Annotated in this window: 18 protein-coding genes, 1 tRNA gene and 1 pseudogene; 10 read left to right on the top strand and 10 right to left on the bottom strand. The window is 68.0% G+C overall.

The genetic code is table 11. The features are described from left to right. Positions 1-138 precede the first annotated feature (138 nt). Positions 139-1,008, bottom strand: a complete 870-nt coding sequence (locus tag A5760_RS06885; RefSeq protein ID WP_064879011.1) for an oxidoreductase — start codon at positions 1,006-1,008, stop codon at positions 139-141. Continuing rightward, a complete protein-coding gene (locus tag A5760_RS06880) occupies positions 1,005-2,249 on the bottom strand; it encodes a cytochrome P450 (RefSeq protein WP_064879008.1) in 1,245 nt (414 codons plus the stop codon). The genes A5760_RS06885 and A5760_RS06880 overlap by 4 nt, the downstream gene beginning before the upstream one ends. A gap of 171 nt (positions 2,250-2,420) precedes the next feature. Here A5760_RS06880 and A5760_RS06875 point away from each other — a divergent pair, with 171 nt between their 5' ends. Then, positions 2,421-5,717: a helix-turn-helix transcriptional regulator gene (locus tag A5760_RS06875; protein WP_155764232.1), complete on the top strand. Its 3,297-nt coding sequence runs from the start codon at positions 2,421-2,423 to the stop codon at positions 5,715-5,717. 1 nt (position 5,718) lies between these two features. Here the strand turns inward: A5760_RS06875 and A5760_RS06870 are convergent, their stop codons facing one another. The 5 genes from A5760_RS06870 to A5760_RS06850 form a co-directional block, all read right to left on the bottom strand. Further along, a complete protein-coding gene (locus A5760_RS06870) occupies positions 5,719-6,342 on the bottom strand; it encodes an LpqN/LpqT family lipoprotein (RefSeq protein ID WP_196772016.1) in 624 nt (207 codons plus the stop codon). Positions 6,343-6,374: 32 nt separating this feature from the next. After that, positions 6,375-6,731: an arsenate reductase (glutaredoxin) gene (gene arsC / locus A5760_RS06865; protein WP_064879000.1), complete on the bottom strand. Its 357-nt coding sequence runs from the start codon at positions 6,729-6,731 to the stop codon at positions 6,375-6,377. Beyond that, entirely contained in the window at positions 6,732-7,712 is a 981-nt protein-coding gene (locus A5760_RS06860; RefSeq protein ID WP_064878996.1) for a ribose-phosphate diphosphokinase, read from the bottom strand. It lies immediately after the preceding gene. Between the two features lie 103 nt (positions 7,713-7,815). Further along, a complete protein-coding gene (gene glmU / locus A5760_RS06855; RefSeq protein WP_064878991.1) occupies positions 7,816-9,300 on the bottom strand; it encodes a bifunctional UDP-N-acetylglucosamine diphosphorylase/glucosamine-1-phosphate N-acetyltransferase GlmU in 1,485 nt (494 codons plus the stop codon). Between the two features lie 123 nt (positions 9,301-9,423). Then, positions 9,424-9,495, bottom strand: a tRNA-Gln gene (locus A5760_RS06850). Positions 9,496-9,655: 160 nt separating this feature from the next. Here A5760_RS06850 and A5760_RS06845 point away from each other — a divergent pair. Then, positions 9,656-10,249 carry a TetR/AcrR family transcriptional regulator gene (locus tag A5760_RS06845; RefSeq protein WP_007776775.1) on the top strand — a complete coding sequence of 198 codons (594 nt, stop codon included), beginning with the start codon at positions 9,656-9,658 and terminating at the stop codon, positions 10,247-10,249. A 169-nt stretch (positions 10,250-10,418) separates the two neighbouring features. Here the strand turns inward: A5760_RS06845 and lysA are convergent, their stop codons facing one another. After that, entirely contained in the window at positions 10,419-11,768 is a 1,350-nt protein-coding gene (gene lysA, locus A5760_RS06840) for a diaminopimelate decarboxylase (protein ID WP_064878989.1), read from the bottom strand. A gap of 120 nt (positions 11,769-11,888) precedes the next feature. On the opposite strand from lysA, the gene mfd reads away from it, so the two are divergent. The 8 genes and pseudogenes from mfd (at position 11,889) to A5760_RS06805 (ending at position 21,221) form a co-directional block, all read left to right on the top strand. Next, complete coding sequence (mfd, locus tag A5760_RS06835; protein WP_196772010.1) at positions 11,889-15,542, top strand: transcription-repair coupling factor; 3,654 nt, start codon at positions 11,889-11,891, stop codon at positions 15,540-15,542. 2 nt (positions 15,543-15,544) lie between these two features. Next, positions 15,545-15,619, top strand: a pseudogene (locus A5760_RS27225) (16S rRNA (guanine(966)-N(2))-methyltransferase RsmD); the annotation flags it as partial. Beyond that, positions 15,616-16,665 (top strand): nucleoside triphosphate pyrophosphohydrolase, encoded by a 1,050-nt coding sequence (locus A5760_RS06830; RefSeq protein WP_064878982.1) that lies wholly within the window; start codon positions 15,616-15,618, stop codon positions 16,663-16,665. The pseudogene A5760_RS27225 and the gene A5760_RS06830, both read left to right, overlap by 4 nt. Before the next feature lie 318 nt (positions 16,666-16,983). Further along, positions 16,984-17,712: a lytic transglycosylase domain-containing protein gene (locus tag A5760_RS06825; protein WP_155764243.1), complete on the top strand. Its 729-nt coding sequence runs from the start codon at positions 16,984-16,986 to the stop codon at positions 17,710-17,712. 57 nt (positions 17,713-17,769) lie between these two features. Beyond that, positions 17,770-19,059, top strand: a complete 1,290-nt coding sequence (gene eno / locus A5760_RS06820; protein WP_064878977.1) for a phosphopyruvate hydratase — start codon at positions 17,770-17,772, stop codon at positions 19,057-19,059. Between the two features lie 20 nt (positions 19,060-19,079). Beyond that, a complete protein-coding gene (locus tag A5760_RS06815; RefSeq protein ID WP_064878975.1) occupies positions 19,080-19,787 on the top strand; it encodes an FtsB family cell division protein in 708 nt (235 codons plus the stop codon). Next, positions 19,780-20,268 carry a DUF501 domain-containing protein gene (locus tag A5760_RS06810; RefSeq protein WP_064878971.1) on the top strand — a complete coding sequence of 163 codons (489 nt, stop codon included), beginning with the start codon at positions 19,780-19,782 and terminating at the stop codon, positions 20,266-20,268. The genes A5760_RS06815 and A5760_RS06810 overlap by 8 nt, the downstream gene beginning before the upstream one ends. Then, complete coding sequence (locus A5760_RS06805) at positions 20,262-21,221, top strand: Ppx/GppA phosphatase family protein (RefSeq protein WP_064878968.1); 960 nt, start codon at positions 20,262-20,264, stop codon at positions 21,219-21,221. Before A5760_RS06810 ends, A5760_RS06805 begins: the two co-directional genes overlap by 7 nt. Positions 21,222-21,321: 100 nt before the next feature. Here A5760_RS06805 and A5760_RS06800 read toward each other — a convergent pair whose 3' ends face one another. Together A5760_RS06800 and A5760_RS06795 are read right to left on the bottom strand one after the other, a co-directional pair. Next, the gene (locus A5760_RS06800) at positions 21,322-22,002 is read right to left on the bottom strand and encodes a response regulator (RefSeq protein WP_064878966.1); all 681 of its coding nucleotides are present in this window, start codon (positions 22,000-22,002) and stop codon (positions 21,322-21,324) included. Beyond that, positions 21,999-24,575 (bottom strand): sensor histidine kinase, encoded by a 2,577-nt coding sequence (locus A5760_RS06795; RefSeq protein ID WP_064878963.1) that lies wholly within the window; start codon positions 24,573-24,575, stop codon positions 21,999-22,001. Before A5760_RS06795 ends, A5760_RS06800 begins: the two co-directional genes overlap by 4 nt. Positions 24,576-24,581 lie beyond the last annotated feature (6 nt).

Genomic DNA, 24,581 nt, shown 5'->3' with positions numbered 1-24,581 from the left:
GATCGCGACGATTGTCGGTCTCCGTCGATAACGGTGCTGGCCAGCCAGCCACCCTCGCCGTGACGCCCGGCCAGGTTAGCGCATCTGCACCTCAGAGGGGAAATTCGGCGGGCGGACGCGACCGATGGGGTCAGCGGCTCAAAGCGGAAACTTGGTCTTCGTGAGCTGCTCGGACAGCGACCACAGCGCCGCCGCCGTGGCCGAATCCCGCGCGCGCCGGCTGCGACCCACCGGTTGGGTGCGGCCCATCTGGCCGAATCGGGGCCCGACGAAGGTGTCCCCGGGCAGATTCTGGGACGCCGCGTACAGCGTTTGCCGGGCGCCGAAATCGGCGTCGGTGGCGACCACCCGCGTCACCGCCGACATCAGCGTGTCGCCCAGCTTGCGGCCGGAGGCGCCCTGCAGGTTGGTGTGCGAGTAGCCGGGGTGGGCGGCGAGCGCGCGCAGCGGCGAACCGGCCGCGACGAGGCGGCGCTGCAGCTCGCTGGTGAACAGCAGGTTGGCGAGTTTGGACTGGCTGTAGGCCAGCCACGGCGAATACCGCCGGTTCTGCCAGTTCAGGTCGTCGAGGTTGATGCTTCCGGGCCAGTGCGCCATCGACGACACGGTCACCACCCGATCGGTCAGCTTGGGCAGCAACAGGTTTGTCAGCGCGAAGTGCCCGAGGTGGTTGGTGCCGATCTGGGTCTCGAAGCCGTCGACGGTCAGCGCGAAGGGGGCGGCCATGATGCCGGCGTTGTTGATCAGCACGTCGGCCTTGCTCACCCCGTCGGCGAACCGGCGCACCGACGACAGGTCCTGCAGGTCGAGCTCTCGCACCTCGACCTGACCGGCCATTTGGCGGGCCGCGGTCTCGCCCTTGCGGATGTTGCGGACGGCCATGATGATCGTGGCCCCTCGTCGCGCCAGTTCGCGGGCGGTCACGGCGCCCAACCCGCTGTTGGCACCGGTGATGATGACGATCCGTTCGGCGAATGAGGGCAGGTCTGCGGCGGTCCAGTTCGTCATGCCCGAACAGTACCGACGTCGAACTCCAGTGGCAGGGTTATGGGGCCGGTGATTCCGCTGATGGCCTTCCACGGGGCCGGGCCGGTTCTGCGCGGGTTAGGCATGCGTTGGGTGATCACCCGAAGTGCTTCAGTCAGTTCGAGGCGCGCAAGGTGAGCGCCGAGGCAGTAGTGCACACCGCCGCCGAAGGTGAGCATCGCCGGAGGGTCGTCGCGGGTGATGTCGACGCGGTCCGGGGAGTCGTAGACGAGGGTGTCGCGGTTGGCCGCGGCGGTGTTGGCCAGCACCAGGGTGCCGGCGGGAATGCATACGCCGGCCAGTTCGACGTCTTCGGCCGTCTGGCGGGCGGCGCCGAAAATGATTGGGTAGTAACGCATCAGCTCGTGAACCGCGTTGGCCGCCAGCTCGGGGTGCTGGGCAAGCATGGCCCACTGGTCGGGGTGGTCGGCCAGCACCTGCACCGCGGCGGCCAACTGGTTGCGGGTGGTGTCGGTGCCGGCGCCGAGCAGGGTCGCGCACATCATCAATAGTTCGTCGTGGGTAAGGCGGTCGCCACCGTCTTCGCTTCGGATGAGGTCGGAGATCAGGTCGTCGGACAGTGACGCGCGCCGCCATGCGATCAGTTCCTCGAGGTAGGCGTCGAGGTGATCCCATGCGGCCAAGATCGCCGGGCCGTCTTCGGCGACGTTCCAATCGAAGATCTTCTTGATGTCATCGGTCCAGTCGCTGAACAGATGCCAATCCTGCGGTGGCGCGCCCAGCAGCGCGCAGATGATCGGCGTGGGGTAGCGGCGGGCGATGTCGGAGACGACGTCGCAATGTCCCCCGGCCGTGAGCGGGTCGACCAAGCCGTTGATGATCTCGAGGACGAGCGTGCGCAGCCGCTCCGCCCCGCGGGGTGCGAAAGCCTTCGACACCAGCCGGCGCAGCCGATGATGCACGTCGCCGTCGAGCCCGAGGATATTGGCGATCGCCCTGTCCCACACTGGGCCGGAGGTGATGCCTTGCAGGTCAAGTCCAAGGCCGCGCGCGGTGACGAATCTGCTGTCGCGCAACACGGTCCGGACCAGTTCATAGCTCAAGACTTCGGGTCCGTGCGGGCCGATCGCGATCGGCGAAAGCTCGCGGGCGTCGTCGATGATGCGGTGCGCTTCGTCGGGATCGGTGAGGTGGTCGTAGGCAATGATGGGCAGGCCGGCGTCGAAAACGTTCGGGCAGGTGGCCGTTTGAGCGATGGTCATCGGGATCTCCTCGGTCGGGTTGAGTCGACTATCCGGCGCCGCGCGACCAAGACCATCCGCCACGGCACGTAGATCTACGCGGTGGGGGTCGTAGATCCGCACGCCGATTGAAGGGGATCTGCGCGCATTGGCTGATGTTTTGCGTAGGCGGGGGCGACGATGCTGGATAACATGAGCCAATATGCGGATAATCCGGTGCTAACCTGGGACGATTTGCGTGTGGGCGAGTTGCTGCCGACCGGAACCGTGACGTTGCTGCTGGCCGATGTCGAGGGCTCGACACGGCTGTGGGAAACGCGGCCCGAAGAGATGACGGCCGCACTGGTCCAGCTGAACAAAACGGTGAATGAGGCGATCGCCTCGCACGACGGGGTGCGTCCGCTCGAACAGGGCGAGGGTGACAGTTTTGTGGCCGCGTTCGCACGAGCGTCGGACGCGGTGGCGTGTGCGCTGGAGTTGCAGCGCGCCCCGTTGGCGCCGATCCAGTTGCGGGTCGGAATACACACGGGTGAGATTCAGCTGCGCGACGACGCCAATTACGCGGGCCCGACCATCAATCGCACCGCACGGCTGCGTGACTTGGCGCATGGTGGGCAGACGGTGTTGTCGGGCGCCACCGAATCGTTGATCGTTGATCGACTGCCCGACGACGTGTGGTTGGCCGAACTGGGCAGCTACCCATTGCGGGATCTCCCACGTCCCGAGCGCGTGGTGCAGCTGTGCCACCCGGACCTACGCAACGGCTTCCCGCCACTTCGGGTGCGCACTGTGGTTGCCTCGCACAACCTTCCGGCCCAGTTGACGAGTTTTGTTGGGCGCCAGGCGCAAATGGAAGAGTTGCGACAGGTCATCACCGCCAATCGTTTGGTGACGTTGACCGGAGCCGGCGGCGCCGGAAAGACCCGGCTCTCCGTGGAAGTCGCCTCTGCGCTGAGTAACGGGTTCTCCGACGGCATCTGGTACGTCGATCTGGCACCGATCACCATCCCGGAAGTGGCGCCGGTCACCGTGGCCCGTACGCTGGGACTTCCCGATCAACCGGGTCGCTCCACCATGGACCTCCTCGTACGCTTCTTCAGCGATAAGAAGATATTGCTGCTGCTCGACAATTGTGAGCACCTGCTCGACGCGTGCGGCACGATGACCATCGAATTACTGGCGGCCTGCCCGCAATTGACGATCCTGGCCACCAGTCGCGAGCCGTTGGGCCTGCCCGGTGAGCTGAGCTGGCGGGTGCCTTCGCTTTCCCTCACGGACGAGGCCATCGATCTGTTCACCGATCGCGCCCGTCGTGCCCGCCCCGAGTTTTCTGTGGGAGGGGATAACCGCGCGCAGGTGGAGCAGATCTGCGCGCGCCTCGATGGTATGCCGTTGGCGATCGAGCTTGCCGCAGCGCGGGTTCGGGCGTTGTCGCTGGGCCAGATCGTGGAAAGCTTGCATGACCGCTTTCGCCTCTTGACCGGAGGCGCGCGAACCGCGGTGCGTCGCCAACAGACGCTGCGCGCCTCGGTGGATTGGTCGCATGCGCTACTGACCGAACCGGAGCAAGTTTTGTTTCGACGGCTCGCGGCGTTCGCCGGTGGCTTCGATCTGGACGCCGCCCAGGCCGTCGGCGCCGATAGTGATGTCGAAAGTTACCAGCTGCTAGACCAATTGAGCTTGCTGGTAGACAAATCTCTCGTGGTGACCGACGACACCGGCGACGAAATGCGGTACCGCCTGTTGGAAACGGTACGCCAGTACGCGCAAGAAAAACTCGGCGAATCCGGTGAGGCCGACCAGGTGCGGACTCGCCACCGCGACTACTACACCACTCGGGCTATCGCTTTCGAGTCTCAAGGGCTGGCGGGTGTTGATCCGCTACTACGTTGGGCACAAAGCGAAATCGAGAATCTACGAACCGCCTACAGTTGGAGCCGGGAGAACTCGGACATTGAAACAGCGATGCGGCTAATCCTATCGCTACAGCCATTGTGGTTGCGGGGCGGCCGTGTAGGTGAGGCGGTGGCGGGTTTAGACGCCGCCTTGACTGATGAGGGGCACTCGCCCATAGCACCCACCGTGCGGGTTGCGGCGGCGATCGAGCGCCAGTTCCTCGCTGCCTGGTTAGGCCTCCCAACGGATTTGAGTAGGGCGCTGGACGCGTTAGCGATAGCTCGTCAGCTCGATGACCCGGCACTGATTATCCGTGCCCTGATTACATGTGGAATGAGCGCCGTCTACCACGCCGAGGTGGTTCAGTCCTACTTCGCCGAAGCGAGCGAACTTGTCCGTGCGGCCGGTGACCGGTGGACCCTGTGCCAAATCTTGAGCCACCAGGCGACGGCGGGCGCGATAGGGGGTGAGCCGACCGCAACACGTGCGGCCGCCGAAGAAGGACGCGACCTCGCCGATGCGCTTGGCGACCGGTTCTACTCACGAAATTGCCGGACTTGGCTGGTCGTCGCTCTCATGCAGCAGGGACATCTCGCCCAAGCGGCCGAAGTGGCACGTTCCCTGGCTGTGGAGGCCGAAGAAGCCGGGGACGCGGTGATGCAGGTTTATGGATGCCTGGTGCATGGCGTAGTGCTGGCCCGCCAGGGGCATGGGCCCGCCGCGCGCGCCGCGGCGCAGTCCGCGCGGGCCGCCGCAGAGGCGCTGGGCGGGATTTCGGAAGACACGGTCTACGGGGTTCTGGGCGACGCCGCCTTGGCCTCCGGCGATGGGACTGCGGCAATGCAGTTCTGCGAGAAGGCATGGGAACACACCAACCCACTACGCGAGGTGTTCACCCGATCCACCAACCCGATAGCGCAGGCGGCCTTGGCAATCGGTGATCTGACCACGGCGCGCCGCTGGGCCGACGAGAACGTCGAGATGACACCGGCCTGGCAAAAAGTGCCGGCGCTAGTCGTTCGTGCGTACATCGCACTGGCTGGAGGTGAGTCTGGGCAAGCGGAGCAAGACGCTCACAAGGCCCTCACCCTCGCGTCCCATACTCAGGGGTATCTGCACGTCGATGACGCCTTGGAATGTCTCGCCCGCCTCGCCGCCGACTACGACAGTCACCCGCACGCGGCGCGCCTGTTGGGCGCAGCGGAGGCCATGCGACAGCGCATGGAACACCCGCGCTTCCCCATGTACCGGACCGATCACGATGCTGCGCTCACGATGGTACGAGAAGCTCTGGGTCAGGCGGCTTTCGACGCCGCGTGGGCTGAGGGCGCCGCGCTATCCACCGAAGAAGCGATCGCCTACGCGCAACGTGGTCGCGGAGAGCGTAAACGCCCGACCAGCGGATGGGCGTCGCTGACTCCCATGGAAAACGATGTGGCGCGCCTGGTCGCAGAAGGCCTGGGCAACAAGGAGGTCGGCGCCCGGCTGTTCATCTCACCGCGGACGGTGCAGACTCACCTCTCCCATGTGTATGCCAAACTCGGCTTGACCTCCCGTGTCCAACTTGTGCAGGAAGCAGGTCGCCGTGCCTGAATCACTTCGCCGCGACGACGAATCCGTGGATGATCGCGTCGATGTCGCTGGACTGCGCGGCCGCCTGATTGGCGAAGCCGGTGATGGTCAGCTGCACCAGATAACGCTGGTGTGCGGGCGGTGAGCCGGTCGCAATGACGATGCGGTTCCAGCTGTGCAGCCGCATGCCGCCCTCGAGGTCGTAGCTCCCCTGGATCATCGACGAGGGAAAGCCGTTGTAGGGCGCGCCCGAGGCGTCCAGCTGCTTGAAGTTCTGGAACAGTTGCGCATCGTCGTTGCCGTGCTTGATCACCTGGGCCGGGTCGAAGTCTCCGTTCAGCTTGAACACCACCAGCCTCGCCGTCGGGAACTTGCCGCCTTGGGAGATGATCAGCGTCTGCGGGCTGATGTTCGGGCTGGTGAACGGCGACCAGCCCGGGGGTGTCGGGATCGACACCGTCAGGTCGGGCAACGACCCCGGTGCCACCGGTTCCCCGGTCACCCCGATGCTTTGCAGATACTGCGACAGGGGAACCGGCTTCTCCGCCGCCTTGGTGGTCGTGGTCGTCGGGGTCTTCGACAGGATCGATTGGTAATCAGGCGGTTTCGGTGCACAGCTGCTCGCGGAGAGGGCCGCCGCAACCATCGCGGCAGCGGCCACGCGGCGGCCGAGCCGGTTCACAGAATCTCGCGGACCGCGTCGATCGGGCGGGCCAGCCGAGTGCCCTTCGGCGTGACGACGAAGGGTCGTTCGATGAGGATGGGATGTTCGACCATGGCGTCGAGCAACTGGTCATCGGTCGCGTCCGCGAGGTTGAGCTCCTCGTACAGCGACTCACGCTTGCGGGTCGCGGTGCGCACGTCGATGCCCGCGTCGCGGATCATCTTCACCAGCTCGGCACGGGTCGGCGGAGTCTTCAGGTACTCGACCACGGTGGGTTCAAAGCCGTTGTCGCGCAACAGGTCCAGTGTCTTGCGGGAAGTGCTGCAGCGTGGGTTGTGAAAGATAACGGCGTCGTCTGGCTTGCCAGCCATCTAGGCGTCTCCGTCGAAAAGCCCGGTAACGGAACCGTTTTCGAAGACTGCGCGGATGGTGCTGGCCAGCAGCGGCGCGATGGACAGGACCGTCAGCTGCGGGAAACGCTTCTCCTCGCCGATCGGGAGGGTGTTCGTCACGATCACTTCCCGGGCGCCGCAGGCGGCCAGCCGCTCGGCGGCCGGATCGGAGAGCACACCGTGGGTGGCCGCGATGATCACGTCACCGGCGCCCTCGTCGCGCAGCAGCTTGACCGCGCCGGCGATGGTGCCGCCGGTGTCGATCATGTCGTCGATCAGCACGCAGGTGCGTCCGGCCACCTCGCCGACGACGCGGTTGGACACCACCTGGTTGGGCACCCGCGGGTCGCGGGTCTTGTGAATGAAGGCCAGCGGGACGCCGCCCAGCGCGTCGGCCCATTTCTCGGCGATGCGCACCCGGCCGGAGTCGGGCGAGACGACCACCATGTTGCCGTCGGGGTAGTTGTCGCGGATGTAGCCGGTCAGCAGGTTCTGCCCGCGCATGTGGTCGACGGGCCCGTCGAAGAAGCCCTGGATCTGGTCGGTGTGCAGGTCGACGGTGACGATCCGGTCGGCGCCCGCGGTCTTGAGCAGGTCGGCGACCAGCCGCGCCGAGATCGGCTCGCGGCCGCGGTGCTTCTTATCCTGCCGGGCGTACGGGTAGAACGGCATGACCGCGGTGATCCGCTTGGCGCTGCCCCGCTTCAGGGCGTCGATCATGATCAGCTGTTCCATCAGCCAGTTGTTCACCGGGTCTGGGGCCGACTGCAGGACGAAGGCGTCGCATCCGCGCACCGATTCGTGGAACCGCACGAAGATCTCGCCGTTGGCGAACTCCCGCGCGGTCTGCGCGGTGACGTGGACGTCGAGCTCCTTGGCCACCTGCTCGGCCAGCTCCGGATGCGCACGGCCGGAGAAGAGCATCAAATTTTTGCGGTTATCGGTCCAGTCGTGGCTCAACGCACTGCCCTCGCCAAATCGGGGTGGGGGATGGAAGGCCCCATCGTACGAAGCGAATCGTACGGAAATGTGGCCGGGTTGCCAGCTAGCAAATTCACGGTGTCTAGTCGGCTTTTGGTGGGGAGCCCTCCGCGGGGCCCTGAGCAGCTGCTTTCTCGGCAGCCTCGGCCGCTTGCGCGGCCGCGCTGCCCGGCCGTTTGCGGTGCACCCAGCCTTCGATGTTGCGCTGTGGACCCGCGGATACCGCCAGCGTTCCGGGCGGGACGTCGTTGCGCACCACCGTGCCCGCGCCGGTGTAGGCGCCGTCGCCGACGGTCACCGGCGCCACAAACATGGTGTCCGAGCCGGTGCGCACGTGCGAGCCGATGGTGGTCCGCCGTTTGGTTTCGCCGTCGTAGTTGACGAACACGCTGGATGCGCCGATGTTGCTGTGTTCGCCGATGTCGGCGTCGCCGACGTAGGTCAGGTGCGGCACCTTGGAGCCGGTGCCGATGGTGGCGTTCTTGGTTTCGACGAACGCGCCGAGCTTGCCGTCGTCGCCCAGCACGGTGCCGGGGCGCAGGTAGCTGAACGGCCCGACGGTCGCGCCGGCACCGATCGACGACGCGGTGCCGTGGGTGCGCACCACCGAGGCGCCGTCGCCGACGCTGACGTCGGTCAGGGTGGTGTCCGGTCCGACGACGCAGTGGCCACCGACCTGGGTGCGGCCCAGTAGCTGCGTCCCCGGCTGGATGACGGTGTCGCGACCGATGCTGACGTCGACGTCGATCCAGGTGGTGGCGGGGTCGACGATGGTGACGCCGGCCATCTGATGGGCCGCGATGATGCGGCGGTTGAGTTCGGCGCCCAGCTGCGCGAGTTGGACGCGGTTGTTGACGCCGGCGACCAGCGCGCTGTCGTCGACGTGGCGGGCGTGGATGGCCAGGCCGTCGCCGCGCAGGATGGCGATGACGTCGGTCAGGTAGAGCTCCTGCTGGGCGTTGTTGGAGCTCAACCGGTTCAGCGCCGAGCGCAGCGCCGCGGTGTCGAAGGCGTAGACGCCGGCGTTGACCTCACGGATCTCGCGCTGCGAGGGCGTGGCATCGGCGTGTTCCACGATCGCCATGACCTCGTTGTCCTGGGTGCGCAGGATGCGGCCGTAGCCGCTGGGGTCGCTCAGGGTCGTGGTCAGCACCGTGACCGCGGCCGGCGCCGCGGTGTGGGAGGCGATCAGGTCGGCCAGGGTGTCGGCGTCCAGCAATGGGGTGTCGCCCGAGGTGACGACGACGACCCCGGCGTAGTCGTCGGGCAGCGCGGACAGGCCGCACAGCACCGCGTCGCCGGTGCCGCGGGGCCGGTCCTGCAGCGCGACGTCGACCGGACGTCCCAGCGCGTCGGCCCAGTCGGCCACCAGTGGCGCGATCCGTTCGTGGTCGTGGCCGAGAACGACGGCCAGGTGCTGGGGAGCCACCTTGGTGATCGCGTGCAGCAGATGGGACAGCATGCTGCGCCCACCGATGGTGTGCAGGACTTTCGGGGTGTCCGACCGCATCCGGGTGCCGGGCCCGGCCGCTAGCACCAGGACCGCGGTATCACCAGGAGACGACATCAACCCTCCTCTTGGGTTTGTCCCGCGCGGGCTGCGCGCGGGAGCGCCGACACGCCGTCAAGCGTGTCACTTCAGCTGCGGTGAAGGCAAAAAACGATGGGATATCGCAAGTAGCAATTGAAGCTCCGTCGCCAGGACTCGAACCTGAACTATCTGAACCAAAATCAGAGGTGCTGCCGATTACACCACGACGGATCGCTAACCCACGGTGAGCGGCGGATGAGACCGACCGCGCCACCAAGACTTTAGTCTGACGACGATGCGGGTCGCTTGTCGGCTGTTGACCGATACGCTGAATGACGTGGCCGTGCTGGACAGGGAACCGGACAAAGAGGTGCGGGCGCCGCGCGCGCGGATGACCGGCACCGAGCGCCGCCAACAGCTGGTCGGCATAGCGCGCACGCTGTTCGCCGAACGCGGGTACGAAGGCACCTCGATCGAGGAGATCGCGCTGCGCGCCAACGTGTCCAAACCGGTCGTCTACGAGCATTTCGGCGGCAAGGAAGGCCTGTACGCCGTCGTCGTCGACCGCGAGATGTCGGCGCTGCTGGACGGCATCACCTCGTCGCTGACCAACAACCGGTCCCGGGTGCGCGTCGAACGGGTCGCGCTGGCCCTGCTCACCTACGTCGAAGAGCGCACCGACGGCTTCCGGATCATGATCCGCGACTCGCCGGCAGCGATCAGCTCGGGCACCTACTCCAGCCTGCTCAACGACGCCGTCAACCAGGTCAGCTCCATCCTGGCCGGCGACTTCTCCCGTCGCGGCCTCGATCCCGGGCTCGCGCCGCTGTACGCGCAGGCGCTGGTCGGCTCGGTGTCGATGACCGCGCAGTGGTGGCTCGACACCCGCGAGCCCAAGAAGGAAGTGGTGGCCGCGCACCTGGTCAACCTGATGTGGAACGGGCTGACCCACCTGGAGGCCGACCCCCGGCTGCAGGACGAGTAGCCCGCTAGCCCGATGGTGGCGATCCGCCGCGCCCGGCTACGCCGCGCTTGCGATCGCCACTAGCCCGAGGGTGGCGATCCGCTGCGCCCGGCTACGCCGCGCTTGCGATCGCCACTAGCCCGAGGGTGGCGACCCGCTGCGCCCGGCTACGCCGCGCTTGCGATCGCCACTAGCCGCAGTCGCGGGCCAGCAGGTCGGTGACGGTTTCCCGGCGAACCAGTTCGCGGGCCCGCCCGTCCTTGACGGCCACCAGCGCCGGGCGCCCGACCATGTTGTAGTTCGACGCCATGCTGTGGTGGTAGGCGCCGGTGCAGGCCACCGCCAGCAGGTCGCCGGGGTGCAGGTCCGCAGGAAGCTCGATGTCGCGGGCGATCTCGTCGCCCGCCTCGCAATGCCGGCCGACGACGGTGACCCGCCGCTTGAGTCCCAGCGAATGCCGGTTGGCCAGCGCGGCCGTGTATTGCGCGCCGTACAGCGACACCCGCGGGTTGTCGCTCATGCCGCCGTCGACCGCGACGAAGGTGCGCCCGCCCGGCTGGGTCTTGATCGAGCACACCCGGTACAGGGTCACCCCGGCCCGGCCGCAGATGGCCCGACCCGGTTCCACCACGAGCTGCGGCCGCGGGAAATGCTCGGCGGCACAGGCCTCGTCGAGGGCGTTCTCGATGACGTCGGCCAGCTGCTCGAGATTCAGCTCGCGATCGCCGGGGACGTAGGGGATGGCGTGCCCACCGCCGATGTTGAGCTCGGTGAGTATGACGCCGTGCCGGGCACGGATATCGGCCATCGCGGCGATCATCCGCCGGATCGCCTCCCCGTACAGGGCCGGGTTGGCGACCTGCGAGCCGATGTGGCAGTGCAGGCCGACGAGGTCGAGGATGGGGTGCGACAGCACGCGCTGGGCCGCGACGTCGGCGCGGTCGCCGTGCAGCGTGAACCCGAACTTCTGATCGCTGACGCCTGTGGTGACCGCGCGGTGTCCGTGGATGTCGATGTCGGGGGTCACCCGGATGAGCACGCGTTGGCGCCGTTGCGCCAGGCCGGCGAGGTAGGCGATCTCCATGCCGGAATCCAGCACGATGCGTCCCACGCCGACGCGCACCGCTTCGCGCAGTTCCTCCGACGATTTCGCGTTGCCGTGCATGACGATCCGCGCCGGGTCGACTCCACCGGCAAGGGCGACGGCCAGCTCGCCGCCGGAGCAGACGTCGAGGCCGAGGCCCTCTTCGCGGGCCCAGCGGGCCACCGCGGTGCTCAATAGCGACTTGCCGGCGTAGACCACCACTGTGTTTCCGGCGCCGCATAGCGTGCGGCGGTAGCGGCGGGCGCGATGCCGGAAGTCGGTTTCGTCGATGATGTAGGCCGGGGTGTGAAACTCGTCGGCGATATCGGCCAGCGGTACACCGCCGACGCACAGCCTGCCCTGCTCGTCGGGGTGGGCGGTGATCGGCCAGATGGCGGGATCGAAACGCGGGGAAGCCGCCTGACCGAGCGACGGCAGGATGTCCAGCAATGTCATGAATCCAACCTGCGCCCGCGGGTATTCGGCCGGTGGGTTTCTTACGATCCCTTGACGGCGGCGACCTCAATATTGACGTCGTTCGGTGTGTCCGGCGTCGCCCCTAGAATGGAATTCATCATGACCGCACCGGGGGCTGCTCGCCCAGAAACCCCGATCGCGGGGCTCGTTGAATTGGCGCTCACCGCGCCGACCTTCCAGCAGTTGATCGACAGCGCGTCCGCTTCGCCTGCCGAATTGAGCCTGGTGGGTCCAGCCAGCGCACGGCTATTCGTCGCCAGTGCGCTGGCGCGGTTGGGTCCTCTGCTGGTAGTCACCGCGACCGGGCGCGAAGCCGACGACCTGACCGCTGAACTGCGCGGGGTCTTCGGCGATTCCGTCGCGGTCTTTCCGTCGTGGGAAACGCTGCCGCACGAGCGACTTTCGCCCGGCGTCGACACCGTCGGCGCCCGGTTGACGGTGCTGCGCCGGCTGGCCCATCCCGACGATGCCCGGCTGGGTCCGCCCCTGCAGGTGGTGGTGACCGCGGTGCGTTCGCTGCTGCAGCCGATGACGCCGCAGCTGGGCCTCGTGGAACCGGTCACGCTGAACGTCGGCACCGAGATCGAATTCGAGGGCGTGATCACCCGGCTCGCCGAGCTGGCCTACACCCGGGTCGACATGGTCGGCCGGCGCGGCGAATTCGCCGTGCGCGGAGGCATTCTCGACGTCTTCCCGCCGACCGCCGAGCACCCGGTGCGCATCGAGTTCTGGGGCGACGAGGTCAGCGAGATGCGGATGTTCTCGGTCGCCGATCAGCGCTCGATCCCGGAGATCGAGGTCGACACCCTGATCGCGGTGGCCTGCCGCGAACTGCTGCTGAGCGACGAGGTGCGGCAGCGCGCCGCCCAGCTGGCCGCGCGGCACCGCACCACCGAACCCGCCATCACCGGCAGCGTCACCGACATGCTGGCCAAGATCGGCGAGGGCATCGCGGTCGACGGCATGGAGGCCCTGCTGCCGGTGCTTCGGCCCGGCGAGCATGTGCTGCTGACCGACCAATTGGCCGAGCGCACACCCGTGTTGCTCTGCGATCCGGAGAAGGTCCGCACCCGGGCCGCCGACCTGATCAAGACCGGCAGCGAATTCCTCGAGGCGTCGTGGTCGGTCGCCGCGTTGGGTACCGACGCCCCGGTCGATGTGGCGCAGTTCGGTGGATCGGGATTCGCCGAACTCGACGAGGTCCGGGCCGCGGCGGCGCGCGCCGGGCATCCGTGGTGGACGTTGAGCCAGCTGTCCGACGAGTCGGCCGTGGAACTCGACATCCGCTCGGCGCCGTCGGCTCGGGGACATCAGCACGACATCGACGGCATCTTCGCGATGCTGCGCGCGCACGTCAGCACCGGCGGCTACGCCGTCGTCGTCGCACCCGGCACCGGCACCGCGCATCGCGTGGTGGAGCGGCTGGCCGAATGCGACACCCCGGCCGCCATGCTCGAATCGGGTGCCGCACCCAAGGCCGGCGTGGTTGGTGTGCTCAAGGGGCCGCTGCACGACGGCGTCATCATCCCCGGCGCCACATTGGTGGTGATCACCGAGACCGACCTGACCGGCAGCCGGGTGGCGGCCGTCGAGGGCAAGCGTCTGGCGGCCAAGAGGCGCAACACCGTTGACCCGTTGGCGCTCACCGCCGGTGATCTGGTGGTGCACGATCAGCACGGCATCGGCCGGTTCGTGGAGATGGTCGAGCGCACCGTAGGCGGCGCCCGCCGCGAGTACCTGGTGCTCGAATACGCGTCGAGCAAGCGCGGCGGCGGGTCCGACAAGCTGTATGTGCCGATGGATTCGCTGGACCAGCTGTCGCGGTACGTCGGCGGGCAGGCGCCCGCGCTGAGCAAGCTGGGCGGCAGCGACTGGACCAACACCAAGACCAAGGCCCGGCGCGCGGTGCGCGAGATCGCCGGCGAGCTGGTGTCGCTGTACGCCAAGCGCCAGGCCAGCCCCGGGTACGCGTTCGGGCCGGACACGCCCTGGCAGGCCGAGATGGAAGACGCGTTCGGGTACACCGAGACCGTCGACCAGCTCACCGCCATCACCGAAGTCAAGGGGGATATGGAAAAACCGATCCCAATGGACCGGGTGATTTGCGGCGACGTCGGCTATGGCAAGACCGAAATCGCGGTGCGGGCGGCGTTCAAGGCCGTCCAGGACGGCAAGCAGGTCGCCGTGATGGTGCCCACCACGCTGCTCGCCGACCAGCATCTGCAGACTTTCGCCGACCGGATGACCGGGTTCCCGGTGACCGTCAAGGGCCTGTCCCGGTTCACCGACGGAGCGGAGTCCAAGGCGGTGATCGAGGGCCTGGCCGACGGATCGGTGGACGTGGTGATCGGTACGCACCGGCTGCTGCAGACCGGGGTGCGCTGGAAGGACCTCGGCCTGGTGGTGGTCGACGAGGAGCAGCGGTTCGGCGTCGAGCACAAGGAGCACATCAAGTCGCTACGCACCCACGTCGATGTGCTGACGATGAGCGCCACCCCCATCCCGCGGACGCTGGAGATGAGCCTGGCCGGCATCCGGGAGATGTCAACGATCCTGACGCCGCCCGAGGAGCGGTATCCGGTGCTGACCTACGTCGGCCCGCACGACGACAAGCAGGTCGCGGCGGCCCTGCGGCGCGAGCTGCTGCGCGACGGGCAGGTCTTCTACGTGCACAACCGGGTCAGCTCGATCGACCGGACGGCGGCCCGGATCCGGGAGCTGGTGCCCGAGGCGCGGGTGGTCGTCGCGCACGGGCAGATGCCCGAGGAACGGCTGGAACGCACGGTCCAGGGATTCTGGAACCGCGAATACGACATCCTGGTCTGCACCACGATCGTGGAGACCGGACTGGACATCTCCAACGCCAACACGCTGATCGTCGAGCGCGCCGACACGTTCGGCCTGTCGCAGCTGCACCAGCTGCGCGGCCGGGTCGGGCGCAGCAGGGAGCGCGGCTACGCCTACTTCCTGTATCCGCCGCACTCGCCGCTGACCGAGACGGCCTACGACCGGCTGGCCACCATCGCGCAGAACAACGAGTTGGGCGCGGGCATGGCCGTCGCGATGAAGGACCTCGAGATCCGCGGCGCCGGCAACGTGTTGGGCGTCGAGCAGTCCGGCCACGTCGCCGGGGTCGGTTTCGACCTGTACGTCCGGCTGGTGGGCGAGGCGGTGGAGGCCTACCGGGCGGCCGCCGACGGCCAGACCGTCACGACGGCCGAGGAGCCCAAGGACGTGCGGATCGACCTGCCGGTCGACGCGCACCTGCCGCCGGACTACATCGCCAGCGACCGGCTGCGCCTGGAGGGGTACCGGCGGCTGGCCGCGGCGGCCTCCGATGGTGAGATCGACGCGGTGGTAGAGGAACTCATCGACCGGTACGGGGCGCTGCCCGAACCGGCCCTTCGGCTGGTGGCGGTGGCGCGGCTGCGGCTGCTGTGCCGCACCGCCGGCATCACCGAGGTGTCGGCGGCGTCGGCGTCGACCGTGCGGCTCTCGCCGATGACGCTGCCGGATTCGGCCCAGGTGCGGCTCAAGCGGATGTACCCGGCCGCGAGCTACCGCGCGACGACGTCGACCGTGCAGGTCCCCATCCCGCGGGCCGGCGGGGTGGGCGCGCCGCGACTGCGCGATGTCGAGCTGGTGCAGATGGTCGCCAACCTGGTGACGGCACTGCAGGGCAAACCGCAGACAGACATTGGTATAACGAGTGAACTACCTGCGTCGATGGCAAGTGAGGAGCGGCAGGCGTGATCCGCGCCCGCGACGATGCAGTGGGGGTACCGCCCGCTTGCGGGGGACGAAGCGATGAGGAGGAGGGGCGCCCGTGATCGTCGTCTTGTTCGACCCCCGCCGTCCCTCGCTGGTGCCCGTCGAAGCCATCGAGCACCTCGGCGGCGAGGTGCAGTACACCGAGGAGATGCCCGTCGCGGTGCCGTGGTCGCTGCCCGCGGCGCGCCCGGTGCACTCCGGTGAAGACGCCCCGGTGCTGCTGTCGTCGGACCCCGACCACCCCGCTGTCGTCGCCCGGTTGGCGGCCGGGGCCCGGCTGATCTCGGCGCCCGAGACGCCGCGTGGGGAACGGCTGGTCGATGCCGTGGCGATGATGGACAAGCTGCGCACCGCCGGGCCGTGGGAGAGCGAGCAAACCCATGACTCGCTGCGCAGGTTTCTGCTGGAGGAGACCTACGAGCTACTGGACGCGGTCGGCAGCGGCAACGCCGAGGCGCTGCGTGAAGAGCTAGGCGACGTGCTGCTGCAGGTGCTGTTCCACGCCCGCATCGCCGAGGACGCGTCGCAGTTCCCCTTCACCATCGACGACGTCGCCGCCACCCTGATGCGCAAACTGGGCAACCGGGTGCCGGGAGTGCTTGCCGGACAATCGATTTCGCTCGAAGAGCAGCTGGCCCAGTGGGAAGAGCGCAAGGCGGCCGAGAAGCCGCGCAAGTCGGTGATGGACGATGTGCACACCGGGCAGCCCGCATTGGCGCTGGCGCAGAAGGTCATTGCGCGTGCCGGCAAAGCGGGCCTGCCCGCGGAACTGATCCCCGGGGCCGTCACCTCGATCTCGGTGTCGGCCGACGTCGACGCCGAAAGTGCCCTGCGCAGCGCAGTTCTGGAATTCGTGGAGACGGTCCGCGGAGTCGAGCGGATGATCGCCGCGGCGCGCCGAGGCGCCGGTGTTCCCGAGGAGTTCGACGTCGCCCCGGTCGGCGAGATCTCCGAAGAGGAGTGGCGCGAGCACTGGCCGACCGAAGAACCGGCGGTCGACGATCGGCCGCAGGAGTCGGCGACCGAGACCGACGGCGAGGCCGACGCGTCCGTCGATGTGGTCGAGGAAGAAACCACCGCCGACGCGACGGCCGGCGACGCCTGACGGGGCGGCAACGGCTCACCGCGGCGCCGCGGCGCACTAATTCGCACTTTCGGCCATTGAGTCGGAGCGATCACCGGAATGTTTGCCGCATTTGTCGTCGGTCGCTCGGTAATATCGCGGATGAGGTTGCGAATCCCCGTGGTCGACGTCGGTCTGACTGCGCTAGCCGAGACGACGAGCAGCTAACCGAGCATTAGCTGAAACCGACGAGACGTCGGTGCGTCGAGGCCCGAGGCAACCGGGCAGTTGCCGAACGCATGGGACGATGGTGTGGCGGAAGTTGGTGCAGGCGAGTTTAGGGGAGCTCAGAAAAGCATGGTGTCGCCGAGGCGTTGGATGCGCGCGGCCGCCGTGATCGGCGCAACCGCGATCGTTCTGGCCTCCAGCTGCACCTGGCAGCTCAGCCTGTTCATCCCCGACGGGGTTCCGCCCCCGGTCGGCGATCCGGTGCCGGCGGTGGACACCCATGCCAGCGGCCGGCCCGCGGATCAGTTGCGGGAGTGGGCCCAGCAGCGGTCGGCGGGGCTGGAGATCCCGGTGATCGCGCTCGAGGCCTACGCCTACGCGGCCCGCGTCGCCGAAGTCGAGAACCCGAAATGTCACATCGCGTGGACCACCCTGGCCGGCATCGGCCAGGTCGAGAGCCACCACGGCACCTACCACGGCGCGCGGCTGGCCCCCAACGGCGATGTGAGCCCCCCGATTCGGGGCGTCCGCCTCGACGGCAGCGGCGGCACGCTGCGCATCGTCGACACGGAGGAAGACGTCACCGACGGAGACGGTGTGACGCGCGCCATGGGGCCGATGCAGTTCATCCCGGAGACGTGGCGGCTCTATGGTGTCGACGCTCACAACGACGGCCGCGTCAGCCCGGACAACATCGACGACGCCGCGCTCGCGGCGGCGGGGTATCTCTGTTGGCGCGGAAAGGATCTCGCGACACCCCGCGGCTGGATCACCGCGCTGCGCGCCTACAACAACTCCGGTGTCTACGCCCGGGCGGTCCGCGATTGGGCGACCGCTTACGCGAAGGGCCACCCGCTGTAGCAGGATGTATCGCTGACCGGCAAAAGCACGCACCGGCGACGACGCAAGGAGAACTCAGTGCCGATTATCGAGCAGGTCGGGGCCCGCGAGATCCTCGATTCCCGCGGTAACCCGACAGTCGAGGTCGAGATAGCCCTGATCGACGGGACGTTTGCCCGCGCGGCGGTGCCGTCCGGCGCGTCGACGGGCGAGCACGAGGCCGTCGAGCTGCGCGACGGTGGCGAGCGTTACGGCGGCAAGGGCGTGCAGAAAGCGGTGCAGGCCGTGCTGGACGAGATCGGTCCGGCGGTGATCGGCCTGAACGCCGACGATCAGCGGCTGGTGGACCAGGCGCTGCTGGATCTGGACGGCACCCCCGACAAGTCGAGGCTGGGCGGCAACGCGATCCTGGGCGTGTCGCTGGCGGTGGCCAAGGCCGCCGCCGATTCCGCCGAGCTGCCGCTGTTCCGCTACCTCGGCGGCCCGAACGCGCACATCCTGCCGGTGCCGATGATGAACATCCTCAACGGCGGCGCGCACGCCGACACCGCCGTCGATATCCAGGAATTCATGGTGGCGCCGATCGGTGCGCCCAGCTTCGCCGAGGCGTTGCGCTGGGGAGCCGAGGTGTACCACGCGCTGAAGTCGGTGCTGAAGAAGGAGGGTCTGAGCACCGGCCTCGGCGACGAGGGCGGTTTCGCCCCCGACGTGGCGGGCACGGTCGCGGCCCTGGATCTGATCAGCCGGGCCATCGAGTCGGTCGGTTTCAAACCCGGCTCCGAGGTGGCGCTGGCGCTCGACGCGGCGGCCACCGAGTTCTTCACCGACGGGACCGGCTACAAGTTCGAGGGTGCCACCCGCACCGCCGAGCAGATGGCGGAGTTCTACGCCGGGCTGCTCGGCTCGTACCCGCTGGTGTCCATCGAAGACCCGCTGTCAGAAGACGATTGGGACGGCTGGGTGACCCTTACCGCGTCGATCGGTGACCGGGTGCAGCTGGTCGGCGACGACATCTTCGTCACCAATCCTGAGCGCCTGGAAGAGGGCATCGACAAGGGCGTGGCAAACGCGTTGCTGGTCAAGGTGAATCAGATCGGCACGCTGACCGAGACGCTGGACGCCGTCGCGCTCGCCCACCACAGCGGCTATCGCACGATGATGAGCCATCGCAGCGGAGAGACCGAGGACACCACGATCGCCGACCTGGCGGTGGCCGTCGGCAGCGGGCAGATCAAGACCGGCGCGCCGGCCCGCAGCGAGCGCGTCGCCAAGTACAACCAGCTGCTGCGGATCGAGGAGGCGCTCGGTGACGCCGCGCGCTACGCCGGCGACCTGGCGTTCCCGCGGTACGCCGTGGAGGCGAAATAGCTTGACGTTCAACGGCTGACATGGCTGACGCGAAACGGCCCGACTCGAAGCGGCGCTCCCCGGCACCACGCCCGGGGAAGGCCGGCGATTCGGGTCGGGGCCGCCGCACGGCCAAGCCGTCCTCCAAGCCGTCTTCGCGAACCTCGCCCACTGCGAACCAGGCCGGCCGGACCGCCACGCGAACGCAGCAAGAGCATGTCGTCGAGCCCATCACGCGCCAGGCCGCCGAATCGGTGGAGCAGCGCTCCGAGCAACGGCTGGGTTTCACCGCGCGCCGCGCGGCGGTGCTGGCCGCGGTGGTCTGCGTGCTGACGTTGACCATCGCCGGACCGGTGCGCACCTACTTCGCGCAACGCACCGAGATGAATCAGCTGGCCGCCAGCGAAGCGGCGCTGCGCCGTCAGGTCGCGGACCTGGAGCAGCGCAAGGCCAAACTCGGTGACCCGGCCTACATTGCGGCGCAGGCCCGCGAGCGCCTCGGCTTCGTCAAGCCCGGCGACATCCCGTTCCAGGTTCAGCTTCCGCCGTCGGCGGCCGAGCCCGCGCAGCCGGGATCCCCGTCGGCGAAACCGGCCAACGGTGACCCCTGGTACACGTCGCTGTGGCACACCATCGCCGACGCCCCGCACCTGCCGCCCACCAAAGTGCCTGCGCCCGAAGCCCCGCCGGCCGAACCGGGATTGCCCGGCCCCGTGCCCGCACCGAATCCCACGGGTCCCGGTGGCTGATCATGCCGACCTTCAAGCGGTGGCGCGCCAGCTCGGGCGCGAGCCGCGCGGGGTACTCGAAATCACCTACCGTTGTCCCAATGGTGAACCCGGCGTGGTGAAGACGGCGCCGAGACTGCCTGACGGCACGCCGTTTCCGACGCTGTATTACCTGACCCATCCGGCCCTGACGGCCGCCGCCAGCAGACTGGAGACCACGGGGTTGATGCGCGAGATGACCGAAAGGCTGGGCCAGGACCCGGAATTGGCGGCCGCCTATCGGCGCGCCCACGAGTCGTATCTGGCCGAACGGGACGCGATCGAATCGCTGGGGACCACATTCTCCGGCGGCGGAATGCCCGACCGGGTCAAGTGTCTGCACGTGCTGATCGCCCATTCGCTGGCCAAGGGGCCCGGCGTGAACCCGTTCGGCGACGAGGCGCTGGCGATCCTGGCCGACGAGCCGGCGATGGCCGGCATCTTGGTGGCCGGCCAATGGTGAACGGCAGGCTCGCGGGAATCGACTGCGGTACCAACTCAATCCGGTTGCTGATCGCCGACCTTGACGGTGGCCGGCTGCGCGACGTGCACCGCGAGACCCGGATCGTGCGGCTGGGTCAGGGTGTCGACGCGACAGGTGAGTTCGCGGCGGCCGCGATCGCCCGCACCCGCGCGGCGCTCACCGATTACGCGGCCTTGATCAAAGAGCATGGCGCGCAGCGGGTGCGGATGGTGGCCACGTCGGCCGCCCGCGACGTCGCCAACCGCGACGCGTTCTTCGCGATGACGGCCGAGGTGTTGGGCGCGGTGCTGCCCGGGGCGGTTGCGGAGGTGATCACCGGCGCCGAAGAGGCCGAGCTCTCGTTCCGGGGAGCGGTCGGCGAGCTGGACAGTGCGACAGGTCCTTTCGTCGTCGTCGACCTGGGTGGCGGCTCCACCGAAATTGTCGTCGGCGGCGGCGATGCAGGAGACGGCGTGACGGCCAGCTACTCGGCCGACATCGGCTGCGTGCGGCTGACCGAACGCTGTTTGCATTCGGATCCGCCGGCGCCCGAGGAGGTGGCGGCGGCCCGCCAGGTGGTGCGCGAACGACTCGAGGTCGCCCTGGGTGTGGTGCCCGTGGAGGGGGTGAAGACCTGGGTCGGACTGGCCGGGACGATGACGACGCTGTCCGCGCTGGCCCACAACATGACGACGTATGACTCTACGGCCATTCATCTTTCGCGTGTCGCCGGCGATGACCTGCTGTCGGTGTGCGAGCGGCTGATCGGCATGACGCGGGCCGAGCGCGCGGCGCTGCCGCCGATGCACGAGGGCCGGGCCGACGTGATCGGCGGCGGGGCGATCGTCGTCGAGGAGTTGGCGCGCGAGCTGCGCGCCCGTGCGGGCATCGACGAGCTGACGGTCAGCGAGCACGACATCCTGGACGGCATCGTGTTGTCCATCGCCGAGTAGGTCACACAAGCCCCACCGGCCTCTGGGGACGCGGGCTATTAACTGACCCACCTGCGTGGAGGCGAGAGTGGCTGGTGTGACCCGGGCCCGGTCGCAAGTCTCACGCCTCGAAGCGGTACCCCATGCCCGACTCGGTCAGCAGGTGTTTGGGATGCGACGGGTCGTTCTCGAGTTTGCGGCGCAGCTGCGCGAGATACACACGAAGGTAATGCGTTTCGGTGGCATACGCCGGGCCCCACACCTCTTTGAGGAGTTCTTCGCGGCCGACCAGCTTGCCGCGGTTGCGGACCAGAACCTCGAGCATTCCCCACTCGGTCGGGGTGAGGTGGACTTCGCTGCCGTTCTTGGTGACCTTCTTGGCGGCCAGGTCGACGGTGAACGATTCGGTCTCGATGACCGGTTGTTCCAGTTCGGAGGCGGCGGTGTTGCGGCGCACCGCCGCGCGCAGCCGCGCCAAGAACTCGTCCATCCCAAAGGGTTTGGTCACATAGTCGTCGGCGCCGGCGTCCAGCGCCTCGACCTTGTCCGACGAGTCGGTGCGCGCCGACAACACGATTACCGGCGCGGTGAGCCAGCCGCGCAGACCGGCCAGCACATCGATGCCGGAGATGTCGGGCAGGCCGAGGTCGAGGACCACCACGTCGGGTTTGTGCTCGGCGGCCGCGCGCAACGCGCCGGCCCCGCTGGACGCGGTGATCACCTCGTAGCCCCGCACCGTCAGGTTGATGCGCAGCGCACGCAGGATCTGCGGTTCGTCGTCGATCACCAAAACGCGCGTCATACGGCATCCATCGCTTGCGGCGCAGCCATATCCACAATCACGGTCAGCCCGCCTCCCGGGGTGTCGGTGGCCGTAATTGTTCCGCCCATCGCCTCGACGAAGCCCCGCGCCACGGACATCCCCAGGCCGACGCCGATGGTGTTGTCGTGATCGCCGAGCCGCTGAAACGCCTCGAAGATCTGTTGCTCGGCCCCATGCGGAATCCCGGGGCCTTCGTCGATGACGTTGATCAGCACGCGATCACCCACCCGCCCGGCGTTGACACGCACCACACAGTTGGGCGCGTAGCGCAACGCATTGTCGATCAGGTTGGCCAGCACGCGTTCCAGTAGACCGGCGTCGGCCATCACCATGGCGTCGGCCACGTCGACCTTGACCCGGTCGATGGCAGACCGGAAGAAACCGGTGGCGCCCTTGCCGATGCTGATCAGAGCCCGCTGCACGGTCTCCTCCAGATACACCCGGCGCAGATCCGGGTGGATCACCCCGGCGGCCAAACGCGATGAATCGAGCAGGTTTCCGACCAGTGCGGTCAGCTGATCGATCGACTCCTCGATGGTGGCCAGCAATTCGGCGGTGTCGGCAGGGGAGAAGGCGACGTCTTCGGCGCGCAGGCTGGAGACGGCGACCTTGGCCGCCGCCAGGGGTGTCCGCAGGTCATGGCTGACCGCCGACAGCAGGGAGCGGCGCAGTTCGTCGGCCCGGACGATCGCCTCGGCGCGGCTGGCCTCCTCGGCGAGCTCACGCTGCCTGATCAAGCCCGCTGCCTGCCTGGCCACCGCGCCCAGCACCCGCCTGTCACGCGCGGAGAGCTTCCTGCCCGCCAGCAGCATCCAGAACTCGTCGTCGCCGACCTCGATCGCGGTGTCGGCCGAATCGACGGTGACGCAGGGGTCGCGGCCCGCGCAGGCGACGACGTCGCTCTTCTTGCCGTCGGCGCGCGCCTCCTCGCCGGGCTCACGCAGCATGCTGACGGTCCGCTGGGCGTAGGTCTCGCGCACCCGTTCGAGCAACGTCTCGAGATCGGCACCGCGCAGTACCGACCCCGCGAACAGGGTCAGCAGCTCCGCCTCCTGCGAGGCGCGACGGGCCTCCCGGGTGCGTTTGGCCGCGAAGTCGACCAGCACCGCGACGGCGACCGCGATGAGCAGCAGCACCAATTCGGTGATGGCGCTGCTGGGTTCGGCGATGGTGAAGCTATGCCGGGGGTTGATCAGAAAGTAGTTCAGCAACAACCCGGACCACACCGCCGAAAGTGCCGCGGGCGCAATGCCTCCCAGCAGTCCGACCAGCAGCACCCCGATGAAGAACAGGGCGCTCTCGCCGCTGGTAGCCAGATACGGGTCCAGCGTCGTGACGGTGATCGCGCAGATGACCGACGGCACGATGACGGCCGCCAGCCACGATGTCACCCGCCGTTCGCGAGGCCCGCGCGACGCCGCGCGGAAGCCGCGCTTGGATTCCTCGTGGGTGACCAGGTGCACGTCGATCTTTCCCGATAGCTCGACGACCCTCGGACCGATCCCTTCCTCGAAGAGGCGCGCCCAGCGCGATCGCCGCGAGGTGCCGATCACCAGCTGCGTGGCGTTCATTTCACGGGCGAACTCGAGTAGGGCGGTGGGCACTTCATCACCGACCACGGTGTGCAGCGAAGCGTCGAGGCTGCTCGCCAACTCCCGGATCTTAACCATCCGGGACTCCGACAGGCCGGCCAGCCCGTCCCCGCGGATCACGTGCACCACCATGAGCTCGGCGGAGGACTTCGATGCGATACGGGATGCCCGCCGTACCAGCGTCTCGGACTCTGGACCACCGGTAACCGCCACCACGACCCGCTCGCGGGCCTCCCACATGTCGGTGATCTTGTTCTCGGCCCGGTATTTGGCCAGCGCGGTGTCGACCTGGTCGGCAAGCCACAGCAACGCCAATTCCCTTAACGCGGTGAGGTTTCCACGGCGAAAGTAGTTGGACAGCGCAGCATCGATGCGATCCGGGGCATAGACATTGCCATGAGACAACCTGCGGCGCAACGCCTCTGGTGTGATGTCGATGAGCTCGACCTGCGAGGCCTGGCGCACGATCGAGTCCGGTACGGTCTCCTTCTGCTCGATACCGGTGATCTGCGCGACGACGTCGTTCAGGCTTTCCAGGTGCTGCACGTTGACCGTGGAGATCACGGTGATCCCGGCGTCGAGCAGTTCCTCGACGTCCTGCCACCGCTTGGGGTTTTTGCTGCCGGGCGTATTGGTATGCGCGAGTTCGTCGACCAGGACGACCTGGGGGCGGCGCGCCAAAACCGCCGGCACGTCGAGTTCGGCGAAGCTGCCGCCGCGGTAGTCGACCTGGCGCGGCGGAATCACCTCGATGCCCTCAAGCAGCTCAGCGGTTTTCGACCGCCCATGGGTTTCCACCACGCCCGCCACCAGATCGGTGCCGCGTTCCAGCCGCCGATGTGCTTCGCCCAGCATCGAGTACGTCTTGCCCACACCCGGAGCCGCACCCAGGTAGATGCGTAACTCCCCGCGCTTGGGATGGTGGTCGCGGAGGTTGACGTCACTCACGTCAACCATCATCCCCCC

This window comes from Mycobacterium colombiense, assembly GCF_001665835.1.
In the GTDB taxonomy this organism is placed as follows: Bacteria; Actinomycetota; Actinomycetes; order Mycobacteriales; family Mycobacteriaceae; genus Mycobacterium; species Mycobacterium colombiense_A.
Note: the sequence above shows the minus strand (reverse complement) of the source record. Positions and strands in the feature narration are given on the sequence as shown.